Origin of the sequence: Stenotrophomonas maltophilia, from assembly GCF_025642255.1 — a bacterium.
GTDB classification, from domain to species: Bacteria; Pseudomonadota; Gammaproteobacteria; order Xanthomonadales; family Xanthomonadaceae; genus Stenotrophomonas; species Stenotrophomonas maltophilia_P.
Map to the genome: position 1 here is coordinate 664,047 of NZ_CP106759.1, position 18,231 is coordinate 682,277.

At 67.5% G+C, this 18,231-nt stretch carries 15 protein-coding genes; 8 read left to right on the plus strand and 7 right to left on the minus strand.

The genetic code is table 11. The annotated features are described in order from the left end of the window. Positions 1-49: 49 nt before the first annotated feature. A complete protein-coding gene (gene metK / locus N8888_RS02960) occupies positions 50-1,261 on the minus strand; it encodes a methionine adenosyltransferase (RefSeq protein ID WP_053516433.1) in 1,212 nt (403 codons plus the stop codon). A 336-nt stretch (positions 1,262-1,597) separates the two neighbouring features. On the opposite strand from metK, the gene N8888_RS02965 reads away from it, so the two are divergent. The 3 genes from N8888_RS02965 to N8888_RS02975 all read left to right on the plus strand — a co-directional run bounded on the left by N8888_RS02965 (position 1,598) and on the right by N8888_RS02975 (position 5,248). Beyond that, the gene (locus N8888_RS02965) at positions 1,598-3,307 is read left to right on the plus strand and encodes a bifunctional ornithine lipid synthase OlsF (RefSeq protein ID WP_263177393.1); all 1,710 of its coding nucleotides are present in this window, start codon (positions 1,598-1,600) and stop codon (positions 3,305-3,307) included. Further along, entirely contained in the window at positions 3,304-4,107 is an 804-nt protein-coding gene (locus N8888_RS02970) for a UDP-2,3-diacylglucosamine diphosphatase (protein WP_074901785.1), read from the plus strand. The genes N8888_RS02965 and N8888_RS02970 overlap by 4 nt, the downstream gene beginning before the upstream one ends. A gap of 64 nt (positions 4,108-4,171) precedes the next feature. After that, entirely contained in the window at positions 4,172-5,248 is a 1,077-nt protein-coding gene (locus tag N8888_RS02975) for a metal-dependent hydrolase (protein WP_263177395.1), read from the plus strand. Positions 5,249-5,275: 27 nt separating this feature from the next. Here N8888_RS02975 and N8888_RS02980 read toward each other — a convergent pair whose 3' ends face one another. The 6 genes from N8888_RS02980 to N8888_RS03005 all read right to left on the minus strand — a co-directional run bounded on the left by N8888_RS02980 (position 5,276) and on the right by N8888_RS03005 (position 12,719). Next, on the minus strand, positions 5,276-6,280 hold the full coding sequence (locus N8888_RS02980) for a glycosyltransferase (protein WP_053516476.1): 1,005 nt from the start codon (positions 6,278-6,280) through the stop codon (positions 5,276-5,278). Positions 6,281-6,291: 11 nt separating this feature from the next. Further along, complete coding sequence (locus tag N8888_RS02985; RefSeq protein WP_263177398.1) at positions 6,292-8,151, minus strand: DUF7657 domain-containing protein; 1,860 nt, start codon at positions 8,149-8,151, stop codon at positions 6,292-6,294. Positions 8,152-8,314: 163 nt separating this feature from the next. Continuing rightward, positions 8,315-9,142 (minus strand): methyltransferase domain-containing protein, encoded by an 828-nt coding sequence (locus N8888_RS02990; protein WP_053516428.1) that lies wholly within the window; start codon positions 9,140-9,142, stop codon positions 8,315-8,317. Between the two features lie 51 nt (positions 9,143-9,193). Continuing rightward, complete coding sequence (gene dusB, locus N8888_RS02995) at positions 9,194-10,189, minus strand: tRNA dihydrouridine synthase DusB (RefSeq protein WP_053516426.1); 996 nt, start codon at positions 10,187-10,189, stop codon at positions 9,194-9,196. 240 nt (positions 10,190-10,429) lie between these two features. Next, positions 10,430-11,395 (minus strand): ribokinase, encoded by a 966-nt coding sequence (locus tag N8888_RS03000; protein WP_053516425.1) that lies wholly within the window; start codon positions 11,393-11,395, stop codon positions 10,430-10,432. A gap of 25 nt (positions 11,396-11,420) precedes the next feature. Then, the gene (locus N8888_RS03005) at positions 11,421-12,719 is read right to left on the minus strand and encodes a NupC/NupG family nucleoside CNT transporter (protein WP_053516424.1); all 1,299 of its coding nucleotides are present in this window, start codon (positions 12,717-12,719) and stop codon (positions 11,421-11,423) included. 192 nt (positions 12,720-12,911) lie between these two features. On the opposite strand from N8888_RS03005, the gene N8888_RS03010 reads away from it, so the two are divergent. The 5 genes from N8888_RS03010 to N8888_RS03030 all read left to right on the plus strand — a co-directional run bounded on the left by N8888_RS03010 (position 12,912) and on the right by N8888_RS03030 (position 18,228). Next, positions 12,912-13,883 (plus strand): potassium channel beta subunit family protein, encoded by a 972-nt coding sequence (locus N8888_RS03010; protein WP_053516475.1) that lies wholly within the window; start codon positions 12,912-12,914, stop codon positions 13,881-13,883. Positions 13,884-14,077: 194 nt separating this feature from the next. Next, a complete protein-coding gene (hemP, locus tag N8888_RS03015; protein WP_005412278.1) occupies positions 14,078-14,272 on the plus strand; it encodes a hemin uptake protein HemP in 195 nt (64 codons plus the stop codon). A 150-nt stretch (positions 14,273-14,422) separates the two neighbouring features. Beyond that, positions 14,423-16,624 carry a TonB-dependent hemoglobin/transferrin/lactoferrin family receptor gene (locus tag N8888_RS03020; protein ID WP_429001038.1) on the plus strand — a complete coding sequence of 734 codons (2,202 nt, stop codon included), beginning with the start codon at positions 14,423-14,425 and terminating at the stop codon, positions 16,622-16,624. Positions 16,625-16,628: 4 nt separating this feature from the next. Continuing rightward, a complete protein-coding gene (locus N8888_RS03025) occupies positions 16,629-17,228 on the plus strand; it encodes a ChuX/HutX family heme-like substrate-binding protein (protein WP_106550134.1) in 600 nt (199 codons plus the stop codon). A 73-nt stretch (positions 17,229-17,301) separates the two neighbouring features. Next, the gene (locus N8888_RS03030) at positions 17,302-18,228 is read left to right on the plus strand and encodes a DUF6607 family protein (protein ID WP_263177418.1); all 927 of its coding nucleotides are present in this window, start codon (positions 17,302-17,304) and stop codon (positions 18,226-18,228) included. Positions 18,229-18,231 lie beyond the last annotated feature (3 nt).

Sequence of the window (18,231 nt, forward strand, 5' to 3'; positions counted from 1 at the left end):
TCGGCTCTACAGAAAGCAGAAGGGCCGCTTGCGCGGCCCTTCGTGTTTCTTACTTCAGCTTCGCATCGGCGCGCAGGGCGGCGGCACGATCGGTCTTCTCCCAGGAGAAGGCCGTGGCGTTGACCGTCTCGCCGGCACCGTTGAGGTAGCTGAACTCCTTCGGCTTGCGGCCGAAGTGGCCATAGGCCGCAGTCTGCTGGTACATCGGGTGGATCAGGTCCAGCATCTTGATGATGCCGTACGGGCGCAGGTCGAAGTGCTTGCGGATCAGCTTCTCGATCTTGTCGTCGCTGATCTTGCCGGTGCCGAAGGTGGTGACCGAGATCGAAGTCGGCTCGGCCACGCCGATGGCGTAGGAGACCTGCACTTCGCAGCGGTCGGCCAGGCCGGCGGCAACCACGTTCTTGGCGACGTAGCGGGCAGCGTAGGCGGCCGAGCGGTCAACCTTGGACGGATCCTTGCCGGAGAACGCGCCGCCACCGTGACGGGCCCAGCCGCCGTAGGTGTCGACGATGATCTTGCGGCCGGTCAGGCCGCAGTCGCCCACCGGGCCGCCGATCTCGAACTTGCCGGTCGGGTTGATGTGGAACTTGGTGCCCTTGTGCAGCCACTTGGCCGGCAGCACCGGCTTAATGATCTCTTCGCGGACGGCCTCGATCAGGTCCTTCTGCTTGATGCCCGGGGCGTGCTGGGTGGACAGCACCACCGCGTCGATGGCGGCCACTTCGCCGTTCTCGTAGCGCAGGGTGACCTGGCTCTTGGCGTCCGGGCGCAGCCACGACAGCGGCGAGTTCTTCTTCTTGCGGATCTTGGCCTGCTGCTCGACCAGGCGGTGCGACAGGTGGATCGCGGCCGGCATGTAGCTGTCGGTCTCGTTGGTGGCGTAGCCGAACATCAGGCCCTGGTCGCCCGCGCCCATTTCTTCCGGCTTCTTGCGGTCCACGCCCTGGGCGATGTGCGGCGACTGCTTGCCGATCAGGTTCAGCACGCCGCAGGTGGCGCCGTCGAAGCCGACGTCGGAGCTGTCATAGCCGATGTCCAGGATGACCTTGCGGGTCAGCGCTTCGAGGTCGATCCAGGCGCTGGTGGTGATCTCACCGGCAACAATGGCCACACCGGTCTTGACCATGGTCTCGCAGGCCACGCGGGCGCGCTGGTCCTGGGTCAGGATCGCGTCCAGCACCGCGTCGGAGATCTGGTCGGCAATCTTGTCCGGATGGCCTTCGGAGACCGATTCGGAGGTGAACAGGTAGCTGGACATCAGGCTTAATATCCCTTGATTCGGATGGAAAGATGGGCGCGCATCATACACGGGGTGCGCCGCCTGTGCATTGTGAACCCGTACGGGTTGCCGGTGGTTAAGGTGACGTGCCCTCTGGCACAAGGCTTGGCGGGCGTCTGCAGGACACGGTGCGCAGGCAGTGTTCCACTGGCGTGCCCATTGCCGCAAGGCCGTGTTGCGGGGGGGAAGGGGCGGTTCCGGCGTTGCCGGAGCGGGACCGGCCGTCATCGTTCTGCCCCGAAACCGCCATCTGCCTGCCGCGTGCCAGGCGCAGGCTGTCGGCCAATCCGGCCGCCGGGTATCAGTGAGCACGCCATGCAGGAACTCGAACAGCGTCTGCAGCAACGCTTTCCGGAGTGGTTCCACGGCCGCCGCGGCCAGCTCGCGCGGCCACTGCTGCGCAGTGTCGGTCGCTGGTCGCGGCTGGACCGGGTGGAGGACTTCCTGCGGCGCAACGCGGACGTGCGCGGATTCGGCTTCGTGGCCGCCGGACTGGAGTTCCTGGACGGCCAGTACCAGGTGGATCCGGCCGCCCTGGCTCGCATTCCGGCCACGGGCCGTCTGCTGATCGTGGCCAATCATCCTTCCGGTGCACTCGACGCGCTGGCGCTGCTGGACGCGGTCGGCCGCATCCGCCGCGATGTGCGGATCGTGGCCAACGATCTGCTGGGCGCCATCGGCCCCCTGCAGGACCTGCTGCTGCCGGTCCGCATCCTCGGCGGCAAGGTCCAGCGCGGCAGCCTGCAGGCGGTGGAGCAGGCGCTGGCCGCCGAGCAGTGCGTGATCGTGTTTCCGGCCGGCGAGGTATCCCGGCTGTCGTTGCGCGGCATCCGTGATGGTCGCTGGCAGCGCGGGTTCGTCAGGTTCGCCCGGGCCGCCGGCGCCCCGGTGTTGCCGGTGAGGGTGGAGGCACGCAATTCGGCCCTGTTCTACGGCGCCTCGACCCTGTTCAAGCCAGCCGGCACCGCGCTGCTGGCGCGCGAGATGTTCGCGCGGCGTGGTCGGCCGCTGCGGTTGCGCGTCGGTGAACCGATGCAGCTGGGACAGGGCGACCCGGGCGAACAGCTGCTGGCGGTACGGCGCGCGGTGTATGCGCTGGGCCGCGACCTGCGCCCCGGCGAGACTGCCGGTGCCGGCCCCGAACCACTGGCCGCACCGGTGCCGCCGTCGCAGGTGGCGGCCGCCATCGCTGGCGCTGTCCGGCTCGGACAGACCGCCGACGGCAAGCAGATCCTGCTGGCCAGTTGCAGCGCCGACTCGCCGCTGCTGCTGGAACTGGGACGCCTGCGCGAGCTGACGTTCCGCCAGGTGGGCGAGGGTACCGGCCACAGCCGCGACCTGGACGCCTTCGATCCGCAGTACGAGCACATCGTGATCTGGGACGCTGCCGCGCAGCGCATCGCGGGCGCGTACCGCATCATGCGGGGCGCGCACGCGCTGGCCCGGCGCGGACTGGCAGGGCTCTACAGCGCGTCGCTGTTCCGCTATTCCGACGATGCCATCACCCATATCGCCGAGGGGCTGGAGCTGGGCCGCAGCTTCGTGGTGCCCGATTACTGGGGCAGCCGCAGCCTGGACTACCTGTGGCAGGGAATCGGCGCCTACCTGCAGTGCCGGCCCGGCATCCGCTACCTGTTCGGTGCGGTATCGATCAGTGCGGCGCTGCCGCGCGATGCGCGCGAGCAACTGGTGGCCTACTACCAGCGCTACTACGGCGGCATCGCCGGCCTGGCCGAGTCGAACCGGCCCTTCCAGTACTTCGCGGCACCGCCCAGTTTCGGCGAACTGGATGCGGGCGCAGCCTTCGATGTCCTGAGGGCCAACCTGGCCGCACTCGGGACCGGCGTGCCGACCCTGTACCGCCAGTACACCGACCTGTGCGAGCCCGGTGGCGCGCGCTTCCTTGCGTTCGGTGTCGACCCGGCGTTCAGCGACTCGATCGACGGTCTGATCGAGGTGGACCTGTGCGCGATCCGACCGCACAAGCGCAAGCGCTACCTGCGTGATGCCGGAGCGCAGGCATGAGCGCGCTGGCGACGTTGTCGCCACACCGTCGCGCCGTGTTCGTCTCCGACGTGCATCTGGGGTCGCGCCATTGCCATGCGGCCGAACTGGCCGTGTTTCTCGCCCAGCTGCGCTGTGAACGGTTGTACCTGGTCGGTGACATCATCGACCTGTGGTGGATGGCGCATCACCGCGCCAACTGGCGGCAGTCGCACAGCGACGTCATCCAGGCGCTGCATGCACTGCGTCGCAACGGTACCGAGATCATCTACATCCCCGGCAATCACGATGCCTCGCTGCGCCATGTCTGCGGGCTGATGCTGCCGGCGATGCAGGTGCGCCGTCGCGCGATCCACGTGACCGCCGACGGGCGACGGTTGCTGGTCGCCCATGGTGACGACTACGACGGTGTCACCCATTTCGGCGGCCTGCAGGAAAAGTTCGGCGACTGGCTGTACTACCGCATCCTGACCGGCAACCAGGCGCTCAACGCGGTACGCCGCCGGCTGGGCATGCGCTACTGGTCGCTGTCGGAATTCCTCAAGAAGCGCAGTGGTGCGGCCGAGCGCTACATCGAGCGCTTCGTGCAGGCCGGGCTGGACGACGTGCGCCGGCGCGGCCTGGACGGCATCATCTGCGGGCACATCCACCGTGCGGCGCTGGTCGAGCGCGATGGCCTGGTCTACGCCAACGACGGCGACTGGGTGGAGAGCCTGACCGCGCTGGCCGAAGATCATGACGGCGCGCTGCGCCTGCTCGATCACCATGGGCGGACGCTGGTGGAGCTGCCCGGCGCAGCCCGGCGCGCGGCGGCTGCCTGAGCCCAGCGGCACCGGCCACCGTCCGGGCTCTGCTGTCGCCCGGCAAAGCCGTTAGCATCGGGCCATGGATTCCTTGACCCAGATCGTTCTCGGCGGCGCCGTTGCCGCTGCCATCGCCCCGCCCGGACATCGCCGCGCGGCCCTGCTGGCCGGTGCTGCACTTGGCACCTTGCCGGATCTGGATGCCTTGTGGCTGGGCTTCACAGCCGAGGATCCCGTAGCGGTGATGGTCGACCACCGCAGCTTCAGCCATTCGCTGCTGGTGCTGCCCTGGGTGGCAGCGCTGATCTGGTGGCTGTTCAAGCGCTACGGCCGGGGGCGGGTGGCGCAGTCGCCGCTGCGCTGGTTCTGGGCCATCCAGCTGGCGCTGGTCACCCATCCACTGCTGGATGCGTTCACCGTCTACGGGACCCAGCTGTGGTGGCCACTGCGGCCACACCCGACCATGGGCTCGAGTGTTTTCATCATCGACCCGGCGTACACGGTATGGCTGCTGCTGGGCTGCGTGGTGGCGTGGTTCGGGCGCGCGCGGCCCTGGGCCGGCAAGGTACTCGGGGTTGCCCTCGTGCTCAGCACCGGCTACCTGGGATGGGGCCTGCTGGCCAAGGCGCAGGTCGACCGTGCCGCCCAGCAGAGCCTTGCGGCCATGGGGCTGGGCGATGCGCCACGATTCTCGGTGCCGATGCCGTTCAACACCCTGCTGTGGCGGGTGGTGGCGATGACCCCGAACGGTTACGTGGTCGGCGATCGCTCGCTGGTGGCCGACCGCGGCCCGATGCAGTTCGAAGGCCACCCGTCCAATGTGCAGGCCCTGCGTGAAGCGCAGTCGATTCCGGCGGTTCAACGCCTGCAGTGGTTCAACCGTGGCTTCATGCGTGCGCAGATAGTGGACGGAATGCTGGTGCTGAGTGATCTGCGCATGGGCCTGGAGCCGGATTACACCTTCAACTTCGCGGTAGCACGGCAGGTCGATGGGCGCTGGCAGGCGATCGTGCCCGAGCAGCGGCGCACGGATTACAGCAGCCCAGCGGCGCGCGCCGATGTCGGCGTCAGGCTGGCCGCGATGTGGCAGCGGATCTGGCATGCGCCGGCAGCGACGGGCGCCACCGGCGGGAGTGCCCCGGTGCACGCGGGCGATTGATCGGCAGGCGGGGATGCTGTGCCGGCGTCAGGCCGGCGGTGCTGTGCGGTTGAGCTGGATCGAGCGATGCAGGACCTGGCGCGGCGCATTGGCGATGTCGAAGCCGACGAATGCCAGCAGGAACTGCAGACCTGAAATCAGCGAAACCATGACGATCATGAGCGTACCGACCGGCGTCGCAACCTCCGCCGATGCCGATGCGATCCAGTGGTACGCGCCGAACACGCCACCGAAGGCGAGCAGTCCCAGCCCGGCGATCAGCTCCAGCGAGGCGATGGTCAGGTCGCGCAGGAAATAGTTGTAGCCGACACGCTTGAGCGTGTTGCGCACGTGCTTGAAGGCGAACTCGCCCAGTACCCGGCTGATGCGCAGGTTGCTGGTCTCGTCGGCATAGCGCGCGTCCATCGCCACGTCCTGCACCACGGCACGCACCGTGTTGAGGCGGAACAGCATGTCGGTCTCGAAGAAGTAGCGGTCGCTGATCGCATCCAGGGGCAGGTGGCTGGCAACGCGGGCGTGGATGGCGGTGTAGCCGTTGGTCGGGTCGAACACCTGCCAGTAGCCGGAAGACGCCTTGCTCATGAACGACAGCGCGAGGTTGCCGATCCGCCGCAGCAGCGGCATGCGACGGATGTGGCTGAGGTTCCAGAAGCGGTTGCCCTTGGTGTAGTCGGCGTTGCCCTCGGCGATGGGAGCGACGAAGTCCATCAGCAGTGTGGGATCCATCTGGCCGTCGCCATCGACCTTCACCAGGATGTCCATGCCCTCGGCGATGGCCGCGCGGTAGCCGGTCTTGATCGCACCACCGACGCCGCGGTTCTGCGCATGGAACAGCACCCTGACCCGGGGATCGCGCGTGCTGTCCTGGACCATCCGGCCGCTGCCATCCGGGCAGGCATCATCAACGCAGTAGATGGCGGTGACCGCATCGTCGATCGCTGCGAGCACGCCGAGCACGTGGCGGGTCACCCGGTAGCAGGGAATGATGACGGCGATCTTCGGTGGCGTGGCCGGGCGCGCGTAGGCGTTCATCTGCATCGTCCTCAGGGCTGCGGCGGTGCCGGCGGCTGCGCGGGCGCGGCCAGCATCGCGGCTGCGGGCACTTCCACCAGGTCGGCGTACATCGAACGGGGTTCGGCGACGTCGCTGACCATCACATGGTGATAGCGGTTGAACGTGGTGTTGAAGCGGTCTTCGGGCATGTCCGGGAAGCGCGCGCGGAAGTACGCCAGCTGCGGGAAATACAGCGTGTGGTTGACTGCCGGGATACCGACGCCGGACAGCAGCGCACCGTAGCGCCCTTCGACCACCAGCGCTCCGTCCGCAGCCTGCCGTGCACCGCGCGCCTGCATCGACGCCAGCACGGCGCTGCGGTCCATGTCGAAGATCGGCCGGGCCGACTGCACCGGATTGAACAGCCCGTTGGTCAGCACGTTGCCGAGCGCGGCCACCGCCAGCACCAGCGCCACCGGATGCCCGGCGAACCGCGGGCGGCGCGCGGCGAAGGCCAGCACGCCCACGCACAGCAGTGGCCATGCATCGGCCGTGGCATGCAGCCGGCTGAAACTGCCCTGGCCGAAGGCGAACTTCAGCAGGCATCCCGCCAGCAGCAGGGCCGCGAGCAGCAGCAGGCGGCCGCGTCCCAGGCGCACCCCGCCGCGCACCAGCACGATCGCGCAGCCGATGTTCAGCAGCAGGCCCAATGCCAGCAACGCACGGGTGGGCGGCACCATCGACAGTCCGGTCAGCTGGCCGATCCGCAGCGGCACCGGCAGGAAGATCCAGCAGGCGACCAGCGCGATGCCGGCGGCCAGCACCCCCAGCGACAGCCGGTGGCCGCGCGCCCAGCGCAGCACCTGCGTCCAGTCGGCGAGGACGGCGGTGAACAGCGGCAGCAGGCTGCTGAACACTGCGATCTCGCAGGCGTTGGACGGCTCGAACGCAGGCAGCGGATAGAACCCGCGCGTCATCAGGTTGGGGAACCCGTGGGTGAGCAGCGCGACCGGGCTGACGCCGCCGCCGGCGCTCTCGCGCTGGCCGGGATAGACGGTGTTGCGGACGATCTCGATCGCTTCGTGGAAATAGCCCAGGAACGCCAGCAGCGCCAGGCCGCCGGCGACCGCCGCATCGAGCAGGCGTGCCACTGTCAACGCATCGCGGCGGAAGGCCAGCACCAGCACGCCCATGGCCAGCAGCGCTGAAATGATGAAGGGCGGATAGGCCACGGCCAGCAGCCAGACCACAAGTGCGTAGGCGCTGGCGAGGATGCGCAGCCAGCGGTTGTCGATCCGCAGCCAGGCCACGGCTACCCACGGGGCCAGCGCGAACGCGCCCCAGTTGGTCGTCCACCACACCTGCACGTAGGGCGAGAAGTACAGGGTCAGCGCGACCAGCACGGCCGCCAGTGGCGGAACCCGCAGCTGGCGCAGGAACAGCGCCCAGCCGCACAGGAACGCCATCGCCATGAACATGAAGAAGAACGAGTAGGCGTTGGCCGGTGGCAGGATGAAGAAGGCCCAGTGGTACGGCTTGAACAGCAGGCCCCAGTCCAGCAGCGGAAGCGCCTGGAACGAGCGCAGCGTCTCGTGGTACGGCGAAAACGCGTTGGTCGCGCCGAAGTCGTTGGCCACCGCGATCTGCACGTAAGGGGTGTAGACCATCCACTCGTCCATGCGGATGCCCCGCGCCTTGCCGAGCAGGGGCTCGATCGGTGCCAGCCCCAGGTACTGGCTGGCCATCGCATACGACGAGGGCGTCAGTGCAAATGCGACATACAGCAGGCACAGCACCGCCACGATGCCCAGGCACAGACGGGCCTGGCGGGAGTCGAGGCCATCCAGCAGGCCGCCTTCCCGGGCGGCGAGGGGCAGCGTGCTACCCGGAGTCGTTGCGCGTGCTGTCATCAGGAATCCCTTCAGGCGCGGAGCTCGGTGGTCCCGTTGCCGCGCACGCGGAAGGGGCCGGGTCCAGCGCGCGCCCGTCCTCGACGCCAGCCCGCGACGATTCTAGCGGGTTGCCAGCCATGCGGCGCGTGGCACCGCCGCAGCGCAGCGGTACAGGCGCCGGTCAATACACCGTCGCGCGGCCCTGCACGAACGAGAAGAAGAACACGGCATTGGGATCGTTCTGCACCAACCGGAACTCGCGACGCATGCCCTCCACCGTATCCTCGTCCACGGTGCCGGCCTGCAGCAGCTGCTCGGCGGCCGACAGCAGCAGCTGCTCCCAGAACGCGATCATCGTCTTGCGCCGCGCCGGCTCGCGGTTGTCCAGGTGGATCGTCTTGATCTCGGTATGCACATCGCGGAAACCACCGGCCAGCAGCAGGTTGCCGAGCTTGGCGCCGACGAAGGGATCGCCGCCGTGGTCGTACTGGAAATCATTGAATGCCATCCAGTAACGCCAGATGTGCGGCGAATACGGATCGAGCAGGAACGATGCGTTCATCACTTCGGTGATGTAGACCGGCGATCCCGGTGCGAGTACGCGGCGCACCTCGCTGAGCACGCGGGCCGGCGAAGGTACATGCTCCAGCACCCAGCACAGGAATGCCGAATCGAAGCTGCGTGCCTCGAACGGCAGCTCGCCTGCATCGGCCTGCTGCAGGGTGTAGCGATCGCTGCACCACGGCGTGCGCGCGAGGTTCTCGCGCGCGGTCGCCAGCTGCGTTTCGCTCAGGTCCACGCCGGTCACGTGCAGGTCCGGGAAGCGGCGCAGCAGGATCTCGGTCTGCGCGCCGACGCCGCTGCCGACTTCCAGCAGGCGTCGTGCGCTGCCGTAGTCGATCTGGCCGAAGATGCTCGATTCCAGCAGGCGGGCCTGGGTCATCAGGCGCTGCTGTTCGGTGCCGGAGAACCCGTGCAGGTAGGTGGGGGAGGAAATCGGCGGTGTCATGGTCGCGGGCTCGTGGTGCGTCGTGCAGGGTCGACTGCGGGGCGTGCGGGGTCAGGCAGCCGACGGCAGCGCCGGTTGCCCGGCGATCAGTCGGTCGAAGTACTCGGTGGTCAGCGTGATCTGGCTCTGCGGATCTTCGGCGCGGTTGACCACGGCGCGGAACGCCGCATTCTCGGGCCGGTCCTTGGCGTACCAGCCCAGGTGCTTGCGCGCGATGCGCACGCCCTGCGGCTCGCCATAGAAGGCATGCAGGGCGTGCAGGTGGCCAAGCAGGATATCGCGCACTTCGGCCAGTGACGGCGGGGCCAGTTCCTCGCCGGTGGCCAGGTAGTGCGCCACCTCGCGGAAGATCCACGGCCGGCCCTGCGCCGCGCGACCGATCATCACTGCGTCCACGCCGGTCTGCTGCAGGACGAAGGCGGCCTTGCGCGGCGAATCGATGTCTCCATTGGCGATCACCGGAATGCGCAGCGCTGCCTTGATCTCGCCGATCGTGGCGTACTCGGCCTGGCCGGTGTAGTGCTGATCGCGGGTGCGGCCGTGCACGGCCAGGGCGGCGATGCCACTGTCCTCGGCGATGCGCGCGATCAGCGGCCCATTGCGGTGGTCGCAGTCCCAGCCGGTGCGGATCTTCAGCGTGACCGGCACATCGACCGCGTTGACCACGGCAGCAAGAATGCGCGCCACCAGCGATTCATCACGCATCAGCGCCGAACCGGCCCAGGCATTGCAGACCTTCTTGGCCGGGCAGCCCATGTTGATGTCGATGATCTGCGCACCATGGTCGACGTTGTAACGCGCCGCCTCGGCCAGCTGCTGCGGCTCGGTGCCGGCGATCTGCACGCTGATCGGTGCCGGTTCACCCTCATGGTCCATGCGGTGGATCGACTTGCGCGTGTTCCAGAAGCGCGGGTCGCTGATGGTCATCTCGGAGGCGGCCAGGCCCGCGCCCAGCCGTTTGCACAGCAGGCGGAACGGCTTGTCGGTGACGCCGGCCATGGGCGCCAGCACGACGTTGGGAGCAATGGTGTAGGGGCCGATCTGCATGCGCCCATTGTAGGCCGCAGGCGGTCACATGGCCGGGTCGGCGAGGCGCCGGTTCAGGCCGATCCGGACCGACCTCATGCCGTACGGGCATCAGCAGATGCTTGACGGTTGCTTCCGCCGCCCCCAGTGGCGGGTCATCGTGGGCGGCTGGGGCAGGGCTGCGTGCCCTGCATGGGCGCAGGCAGAAAAAGGCCCGGGCACCTGCGCGCCCGGGCCGGTTCATGCAGCTGCGGCGTGGACCTACCGGATTTCCACGTCGGCCGGGGTCAGCCGTGGCATCGCCGCTGCGGCGCCTTCCTTCTCGGTCGAGCGGCCCGCGAACTGGTTGGCGAAGCGCACATGGCGTGCGAACGGCGCCTCCGGCAGCTGGGCAAGGGAGGCGGCCAGCGCGCCGTTGAAGGCGTCGCCGGCACCGGTGGTATCGATCGCCTGCACCTGCTCGGCACCCACGCGGTAGTACGGCTGGGTGTCGCCGCGCAGGTTCTCATCGGCATGCGAAACGAACACGCCCACCGAGCCCAGGGTCACCACCACGGTACCGTTGCCGACCAGCTTGCGGCACAGCGCATGCAGGCTGGCACCATCCAGCGCGGCCACGTCGTTGGCATCCACGCGCTCGCCGACATGGCGGCCCAGCAGGGCGGCGAACTCGGTCTCGTTCGGGGTGATCACATCGGCCAGCTTGAGCAGGCCGATGGTCGAGGGGGCGTCGGCCGGTGCGGTGTTGAGCACGGTGGTGACACCGGCCTCGCGGGCGGCAGCCAGTGCCGCTTCGATGGTCTGCACCGGCGACTCCAGCTGCACCAGCACCACCCGGGCACCGGTCAGCAGCGCCTGTTGCTGCTGCAGGAAATCGGTGCTCAGGGCGGCATTGGCGCCCGGGCCAATCACGATGGTGTTGCGACCCCGTGCATCGACATAGATGCCGGCGGTGCCGGTCGGTTCGCTGCTGGCTTCGGCGATCAGCGCGAAACCGTCCTGGCCGGCGAGGTCGCGGGCGGTGGCACCGCCGGCGTCATCACCCAGGGCGCACACGAAGTGGGTGTCGGCGCCCGCGCGGCATGCGGCCACGGCCTGGTTGAAGCCCTTGCCACCGGGGCCGGTGCTGTAGCGGCCGGCAATGGTCGCGCCCGGTGCCGGCAGCGACTCGCACCGCCACACGTGATCGACATTGAAGGAACCGACGACAACGACACTGCTGCTCATAGGGAATCTTTTCTCGAACTAGGGTTCAACTGAAATGCGTCAGCACGCCGGCGATGGTCGCCGTCATGAAGGTGGCGATGGTACCGCCCAGTACCGCGCGCAGGCCGAACTTGGCCAGGTCGTGGCGACGTTCCGGGGCCAGGCCACCGATGCCGCCGATCTGGATTGCGATCGAGCTGAAGTTGGCGAAGCCGCACAGCGCATAGGTGGCGATCAGGCGACCTTCATTGGACAGGGTCACGCCGGCGACCTGGCCGTTCACGATCTGCGACAGCTCGGTATAGGCGACGAATTCGTTGATCACGACCTTCTGTCCGATCAGCGACCCCACGGTGGTGGCGTCGGCCCACGGAGTGCCGATCACCCAGGCGATCGGTGCCAGCAGGTAGCCGAAGATGGTCGACAGGTTGGTCGGCTTGCCGATCTGTGCGGCCAGGCCGGTCACTTCGCCGAGCCAGGTCAGCGGGGCGTTCAGCAGGGCGATCAGGGCGATGAAGGCCAGCAGCATCGCGCCGATGTTCAGCGCCAGCTTCAGGCCGTCGCCGGCGCCGGCCGCCGCCGCGTCGATGATGTTGCTGGAGGTCTTCTCCACTTCCATCTTCACCGTGCCGCGGGTCAGCGGGGTGCCGGTTTCCGGGATCAGCAGCTTGGCCACCACCAGCGTGGCCGGTGCGGCCATGATGCTGGCCGCCAGCAGATGCTTGGCGTAGAACGCCTGCTGGGTCGGGTCGCCCCCGCCGAGCATGCCCACGTAGGCCGCCAGCACGCCGCCAGCGATGTGGGCCATGCCACCGATCATCATGGTCAGCAGCTCGGACTGGGTCATCTTGGCGATGTACGGGCGCACGGTCAGCGGCGCCTCGGTCTGGCCGATGAAGACGCTGGCGCAGACGCTGGTGGTTTCGGCACCGGACACGCGCATCACCTTGGTGATCGCCCACGCCATCACCCGGACGATCGCCTGCATGACGTTCAGGTGGTACATCACGCCCATCAGCGCGGAGAAGAAGATGATGGTCGGCAGCACCTGGAAGGCGAAGATGAAGCCGTAGTTCTGGACGTCCATCAGCGAGCCGAAGATGAACTTCGAGCCCTCGTTGACGAAGCTCAGGACCTTCACGAAGCCGTGGCCGAGCGCATCGAACACGTCGCGGCCGCCGGGGACCAGGATCACCAGCGCCGCAAAGGCGATCTGCAGGGTGATGCCGGTGGCGACGAGCTTCCAGTCCACCGCGCGCTTGTTGTTGGAAAACAACCAGGTGATGCCGATCAGCACCGCCAACCCGAACAGGCCGAAGCCGATCCTGCCCAAACCTTCGACCATGTGAGTGACTCCCCTGGGGCGTCGCGAAAAACGGGAAGCCTAGTGCAGGGCAGGGGCCGGGGCAAGGAAAAGCAGCGTGCGCGCGGCCATCGGCACCGATCGGGCCAGCAACGGCAAGGGGTTGCGGTCGGCACGACGGGTAGAATGGGGCTCGATTCCGGCCCGGATGCGGGCCCGCAGCAGGAGATTCGCATGCATTACCGCCGCCTGGGCTCCACCGGCCTGCCGATATCCGCCCTGTCCTTCGGCGCCTGGGTGACCTTCGGTGACCAGATTCCGCGCGACGAGGCCCGCAACCTGGTTGCCGCGGCCTGGGACCATGGCATCAACTTCTTCGACAATGCCGAGGGGTATGCCAATGGCCGCGCCGAGCAGGTGATGGGCGATGTGATCGCCGACCTGCGCCTGCCGCGCGATGGGTTCTGCGTGTCCAGCAAGGTGTTCTTCGGCAGTGCCAAGGATCCGCGACCGACCCAGCGCGGCCTGTCGCGCAAGCACGTCACCGATGCCTGCCATGCCGCGCTCAAGCGCCTGCGGGTGGACTATCTGGACCTTTATTACTGCCACCGCCCGGATCCCGACGCGCCGATCGCCGAGACCGTGCACGCGATGGATACCCTGATACGGCAGGGCAAGGTGCTCTACTGGGGCACGTCCGAGTGGTCGGCGGCACAGATCCAGCAGGCGCTGGACATTGCCGCGCGACACAACCTGCAGGGGCCATCGATGGAGCAGCCGCAGTACAACCTGCTGCACCGCGAGCGGGTGGAAACCGAGTACGCCCCGCTGTACGCGGGGGCCGGCCTGGGCACCACCATCTTCTCGCCGTTGGCGTCCGGCCTGCTCAGTGGCAAGTACGACCGTGGCATTCCGGCCGACGCCCGGCTGGGCCGCGAGGGCATGGAGTGGCTGCAGGATCTGGTTCTGGGCGCCGATGCACAGGCGCGCCTGGCCCAGGTCCGTCATTTCAGCGCGGTGGCACGCGAGCTTGGCCACGCCCCGGCCAGCGTGGCCATCGCCTGGTGCCTGCGCAATCCACAGGTGTCCAGCGTGATCCTGGGCGCCAGCCGGGTCGAGCAGCTGCTGCAGAACCTGCAGGCCCTGGAAGTGCTGGAGCAGATCGACGCCGCCGGCTGGGCCCGGATCGAAGCCGCCTTCGTCTGACCCGCAGCATTTTCCCGCCGGGGAGTCGAGCTGTGCTCGACCCCAGGGTCGCCGCCACCCACCATTCGATTCACAAAATCTATCGAATTTTGGATTTCGATCATTAATCTCATCAATCAAATTGAGAATGGTTGTTGATTGTCAACTGAGAATCATTATCATTTAACTCGTCCCTCGCACGAGTCCAGATGCTCATGAACGCTCAACCTGTACTGCTGCGCCCTGAAACACTGACCCTCCGCGATCGTCCGGTCCGCGTCGTTCCGCCGGAAGAGGTCATCGACAGCGAAGCCCTGCTCAAGGGCCGTCGTGAAATCCTGATCCAGCACGGCGATCGCTTCTATCGCCTGCGGCACACCAGCAACGACAAGCTGATCCTGACCAAGTAACGCGGCCTGGTCGCCCGCCTCCCTCCCTCCTGCCGGGCGCCGCCCGCAGGGTGGGCGACCCGACCGCTCCCGCTCTCTCCCCCTCGGTCTACCGCGTACGCTCCGGCGTGCCGGTGGCCGGGGGTTCCCCTGCCTGACCGAACGAACCCGATGACCCGCCATACCGCCCTTTGCCTTGCTGTCTGGATGGCGCTGCCGCTGTCCGCCCACGCTGCCACCGCCGCCAGCGCCGCCAGCGCCGCGCCCGATGCGCGCGAATTCGATCGCGTGCAGGTCACCGCCACGCGCACCGAGCGCGCAGTGAGTGACGTCGCCGCGACGGTGGACGTGATCGACCGCGAGCAGATGGACCGGCACCTGGTCCAGGACATCAAGGATCTGCTGCGCTACGAGCCGGGCCTGTCGGTCAGCCGCAGCGCCGCGCGCTTCGGCCTGGGCAGCATCCGTATCCGTGGCCTGGACGGCAACCGTGTGCGGGTGCAGACCGATGGCATCGCGATGCCGACCAGCTTCAACATTGGTTCGTTCTCCAACGCCAACCGCAACTTCACCGATCTGGACACGCTCAAGCGCGTGGAGATCGTGCGCGGCCCGGCCAGCTCGCTGTACGGTTCCGATGCGCTGGGCGGCGTGGTCGCCTTCGTCACCAAGGATCCGGCCGATTACCTGAAGGATGGCAAGGACAGCTACGTCGGCCTGAAGTTCGGCTACGACGGTGAATGGAAGGGCCTGCTCGGCGGTGTCACCACGGCGTTCGGCGGCGAACACTGGAGCGGCATGGTCAACATCAACCATCGCCAGGGCCAGGAAACCGACAACAAGGGTGACGTGCGCAGCAACGACAACACCCGCACCGCCCCCAACCCGCAGGACCGCGACGGTCGCAGCGGCCTGGCCAAGCTGGTCTATGCACCGAGCGAGGACCAGCGCTTCCGCCTGACGGTGGAAGGCAACGAAGACAAGACCGAGACCAACGTGCTGTCTTCGATCGACCGTACCACCACCACCGGCATGAAGGCGCGCGACAAGCAGAACCGCACCCGCGTGTCGTTCGCGCATGAAATGGATGCGCTGGACAAAGGCTTCGCCGACAGCCTGCACTGGCAGCTGTATACCCAGCACAGCGAAACCACCCAGATCACCGATGAGGACCGTGCCAACCGCAGCCGTCGCCACCGCGAGTTCAACTTCGACCAGCGTGTGTACGGCCTGCAGGCGCAGTTCAACAAGGCCTTCAGCACCGGCAGCGTCGAGCACGCGCTGACCTATGGCTTCGAGGGTGCACGCACCGAGATCCGCCAGAAGCGCGATGGTTTCCAGGTACTGGCCAACGGCCAGACCAGCACCACCATCCTGCCCGATGCGTTCCCGGTACGCGATTTCCCGATCAGCAAGACCACCGAGCTGGGCCTGTATGCGCAGGATGAAATGCGCATGGCTGGCGGCAAGCTGTCGCTGGTGCCGGGCGTGCGCGTGGACCGCTACGAGCTGAAGCCGGAAGTGGACAACATCTTCGCCGAGGACAATCCCGGCGTGGCGGTGGCGAAGCTGACCAAGACCAGCGTCTCGCCCAAGCTTGGCATGGTCTATCGCTTCACCGACGAATGGTCGCTGTTTGCCGGTTACTCGCACGGCTTCCGCTCGCCGCCGTACAACGACGTCAATCTCGGCTTCACCAACTTCGCCTTCGGCTACACGGCCATTCCCAATCCGGACCTGAAGCCGGAAACCAGTGATGGCATGGAACTGGGCCTGCGCTTCCTGTCGCCGGCTGCCTACGTCAGCGTCAGCGGCTACTACAACGAGTACAAGGACTTCATCGAGTCGCAGTCGCTGGTCGGCACCAATGCGCAGGGCCTGATGGTGTTCCAGTCGCGCAACATCGCCGACGCCCGCATCTACGGCGCTGAACTGAAGGCCGGCGTCGACTTCGGCCAGATCAGCCCGACCCTGCAGGGCTGGGCACTGCGCAGTTCCGTGGCCTGGTCGCGCGGCGACAACAAGACCGAGGACACCCCGCTGGATTCGGTCGACCCGCTGCGCGGCACCGTCGGCCTGATGTACGACACCGATGCCTGGGGTGTCGAACTGGCCGGCACGTTCGTCAAGCGCAAGGACCGCGTCGCCTCGGCCACGGTGTACCGCCCGGCCGGCTATGGCGTGGCCGACCTGATGGCACATTGGAACTTCGCCCCGGGTGCGACCTTCAACGTAGGCGTGTTCAACCTGGGCGACAAACGCTACATCGATTGGTCCAACGTGGGTACGACGCTGTCGCCGACCAGCCGCGTGCTGGATCGCTACACCAGCCCGGGTCGTACCTTCTCCGCCAGCCTTGCCGTGTCCTGGTGACCTCATGAGCCGAGCCTTGTCCGCACGCAGGAATGACTCCATCGCCGCGCCACACCGCGCGGCATGGCCGACCCCGGCACAGCTGGCCACGCTTGGCACCGTGTTGTGTCTCTACCACGCCGACGGCAACGAGCTTGGCGGCTGGCGCCAGGCGGTGCGCGTGCATGCCTGCCAGGGCGTGGACAGCGAGGGCCTGCGCGAAAGCCTGTGCTTCCTTGACGGCCGTGGCCGCTGCGTGTGGCGCCTGTACCTGCTGCCGGACAGCGATTTCCTGGCCTGGGACCGGTTGGTGGCCGCGCTGCCGCCGGGCCCACAGCACGACAGCGACGGCAGTGTCGGTGAACGCCTGTGGCGGCGCCTGGCTGGTCATCTCGGCGGCCAGCGTTGGCGCCTGTGTGCGCTGCGCCTGCATGCCGCCGATGATGGCCGCACTCTGGCGGCCAGCCTGTCGACGCTGTCGTCGCTGGGCGCGGCCACCGCACGCCGCATCGCGCGCCTGGAAGGCGCCGAGGGCGAGCTGGCCATCGACGACTGCTGCTGTGCCGACGCCGCGCGCCGGCCGGCACCACGGATTCCCGGCGACCTGCCGCTGATCCGCCTCTGATCTGTTCCTGATGGAACGCCCGACGGCCACGGATGGCCTCTCAACGAACCTGCAACCCCGAAGGAAGATCCCGATGAAATTCCAGACAGCCAGCGTCCTGCTGTTGCTCGCCGGCAGCGGCGTGGCCAGCGCGCAGCCCTCCGACATCGCCCGCGACCACGACAGCATCCTGGCCATGCAGGGTGAGTACACCGTGGATTTCGCCTTCGACGAAACCGTGCTGCTGAAGCCGGGCTACGAGCGCGCGCCGGCGATGCGCAGCGGCGGCAATGAAATGGTCATCGTGGTCGAGGACAGCCCGAAGCGCATCGTGCTGCAACACCTGCTGCTGGACGAGAAGAGCGGCCACATCACCAAGCACTGGCGCCAGGACTGGGTCTACGAGGCCCCGAACCGCTTCGAGTTCAGTGCCGACCAGACCTGGCGGGTGCGCAGCATCCCGGCGGCGGTGAACCAGGGCGCCTGGACCCAGTGCGTGTATGAAGTGAGCGATGCACCGCGCTACTGCGGCACCGGCAAATGGACCTACACCAACAACGTGCCGAGCTGGACCAGCGACCTGAGCTGGCGCCCGCTGCCGCGCCGTGAGTACACCAAGCGCAGCGACTACAACGCGCTGGCGGTGGTCAACCGCCACACGCTCACCCCGAACGGCTGGACCCACGAGCAGTTCAACACCAAGGTGCAGCGCAACACCGACGGCAGCCAGGTGGAGATCGCGCGTGAGTTCGGCTTCAACGACTACGTGAAGACCACCGAGATCGACTTCACCCCGGCGCGCGATTACTGGAAGGCCACCGCCGGCTACTGGGCCAAGGTCCGCCAGCGCTGGGACGGTTTCCTGACCCAGGCTCCGGGCGTGCACCTGAAGACCAAGCTGGATGGGATGGCGATGATCATTCCGCTGTTCACCCAGGCGCAGGACCTGCAGGACGGCAAGCAGGTGAAGGACGCGCAGATCGACGAAGTGTTCGCCAGGTACGTGGAAAAGGCCCAGTAGGGT

Bases quoted from the DNA above. Each gene is read 5' to 3' on its own strand.
- N8888_RS03000 (WP_053516425.1), bottom strand. From the start codon at position 11,395: ATGAGCAGCAGTGTCGTTGTCGTCGGTTCCTTCAATGTCGATCACGTG.
- N8888_RS02970 (WP_074901785.1), top strand. From the start codon at position 3,304: ATGAGCGCGCTGGCGACGTTGTCGCCACACCGTCGCGCCGTGTTCGTC.
- dusB (WP_053516426.1), bottom strand. From the start codon at position 10,189: ATGCAGATCGGCCCCTACACCATTGCTCCCAACGTCGTGCTGGCGCCC.
- hemP (WP_005412278.1), top strand. From the start codon at position 14,078: ATGAACGCTCAACCTGTACTGCTGCGCCCTGAAACACTGACCCTCCGC.
- metK (WP_053516433.1), bottom strand. From the start codon at position 1,261: ATGTCCAGCTACCTGTTCACCTCCGAATCGGTCTCCGAAGGCCATCCG.
- N8888_RS03030 (WP_263177418.1), top strand. From the start codon at position 17,302: ATGAAATTCCAGACAGCCAGCGTCCTGCTGTTGCTCGCCGGCAGCGGC.
- N8888_RS02980 (WP_053516476.1), bottom strand. From the start codon at position 6,280: ATGAACGCCTACGCGCGCCCGGCCACGCCACCGAAGATCGCCGTCATC.
- N8888_RS03025 (WP_106550134.1), top strand. From the start codon at position 16,629: ATGAGCCGAGCCTTGTCCGCACGCAGGAATGACTCCATCGCCGCGCCA.
- N8888_RS03005 (WP_053516424.1), bottom strand. From the start codon at position 12,719: ATGGTCGAAGGTTTGGGCAGGATCGGCTTCGGCCTGTTCGGGTTGGCG.
- N8888_RS02990 (WP_053516428.1), bottom strand. From the start codon at position 9,142: ATGACACCGCCGATTTCCTCCCCCACCTACCTGCACGGGTTCTCCGGC.
- N8888_RS03020 (WP_429001038.1), top strand. From the start codon at position 14,423: ATGACCCGCCATACCGCCCTTTGCCTTGCTGTCTGGATGGCGCTGCCG.
- N8888_RS03010 (WP_053516475.1), top strand. From the start codon at position 12,912: ATGCATTACCGCCGCCTGGGCTCCACCGGCCTGCCGATATCCGCCCTG.
- N8888_RS02975 (WP_263177395.1), top strand. From the start codon at position 4,172: ATGGATTCCTTGACCCAGATCGTTCTCGGCGGCGCCGTTGCCGCTGCC.
- N8888_RS02985 (WP_263177398.1), bottom strand. From the start codon at position 8,151: ATGACAGCACGCGCAACGACTCCGGGTAGCACGCTGCCCCTCGCCGCC.
- N8888_RS02965 (WP_263177393.1), top strand. From the start codon at position 1,598: ATGCAGGAACTCGAACAGCGTCTGCAGCAACGCTTTCCGGAGTGGTTC.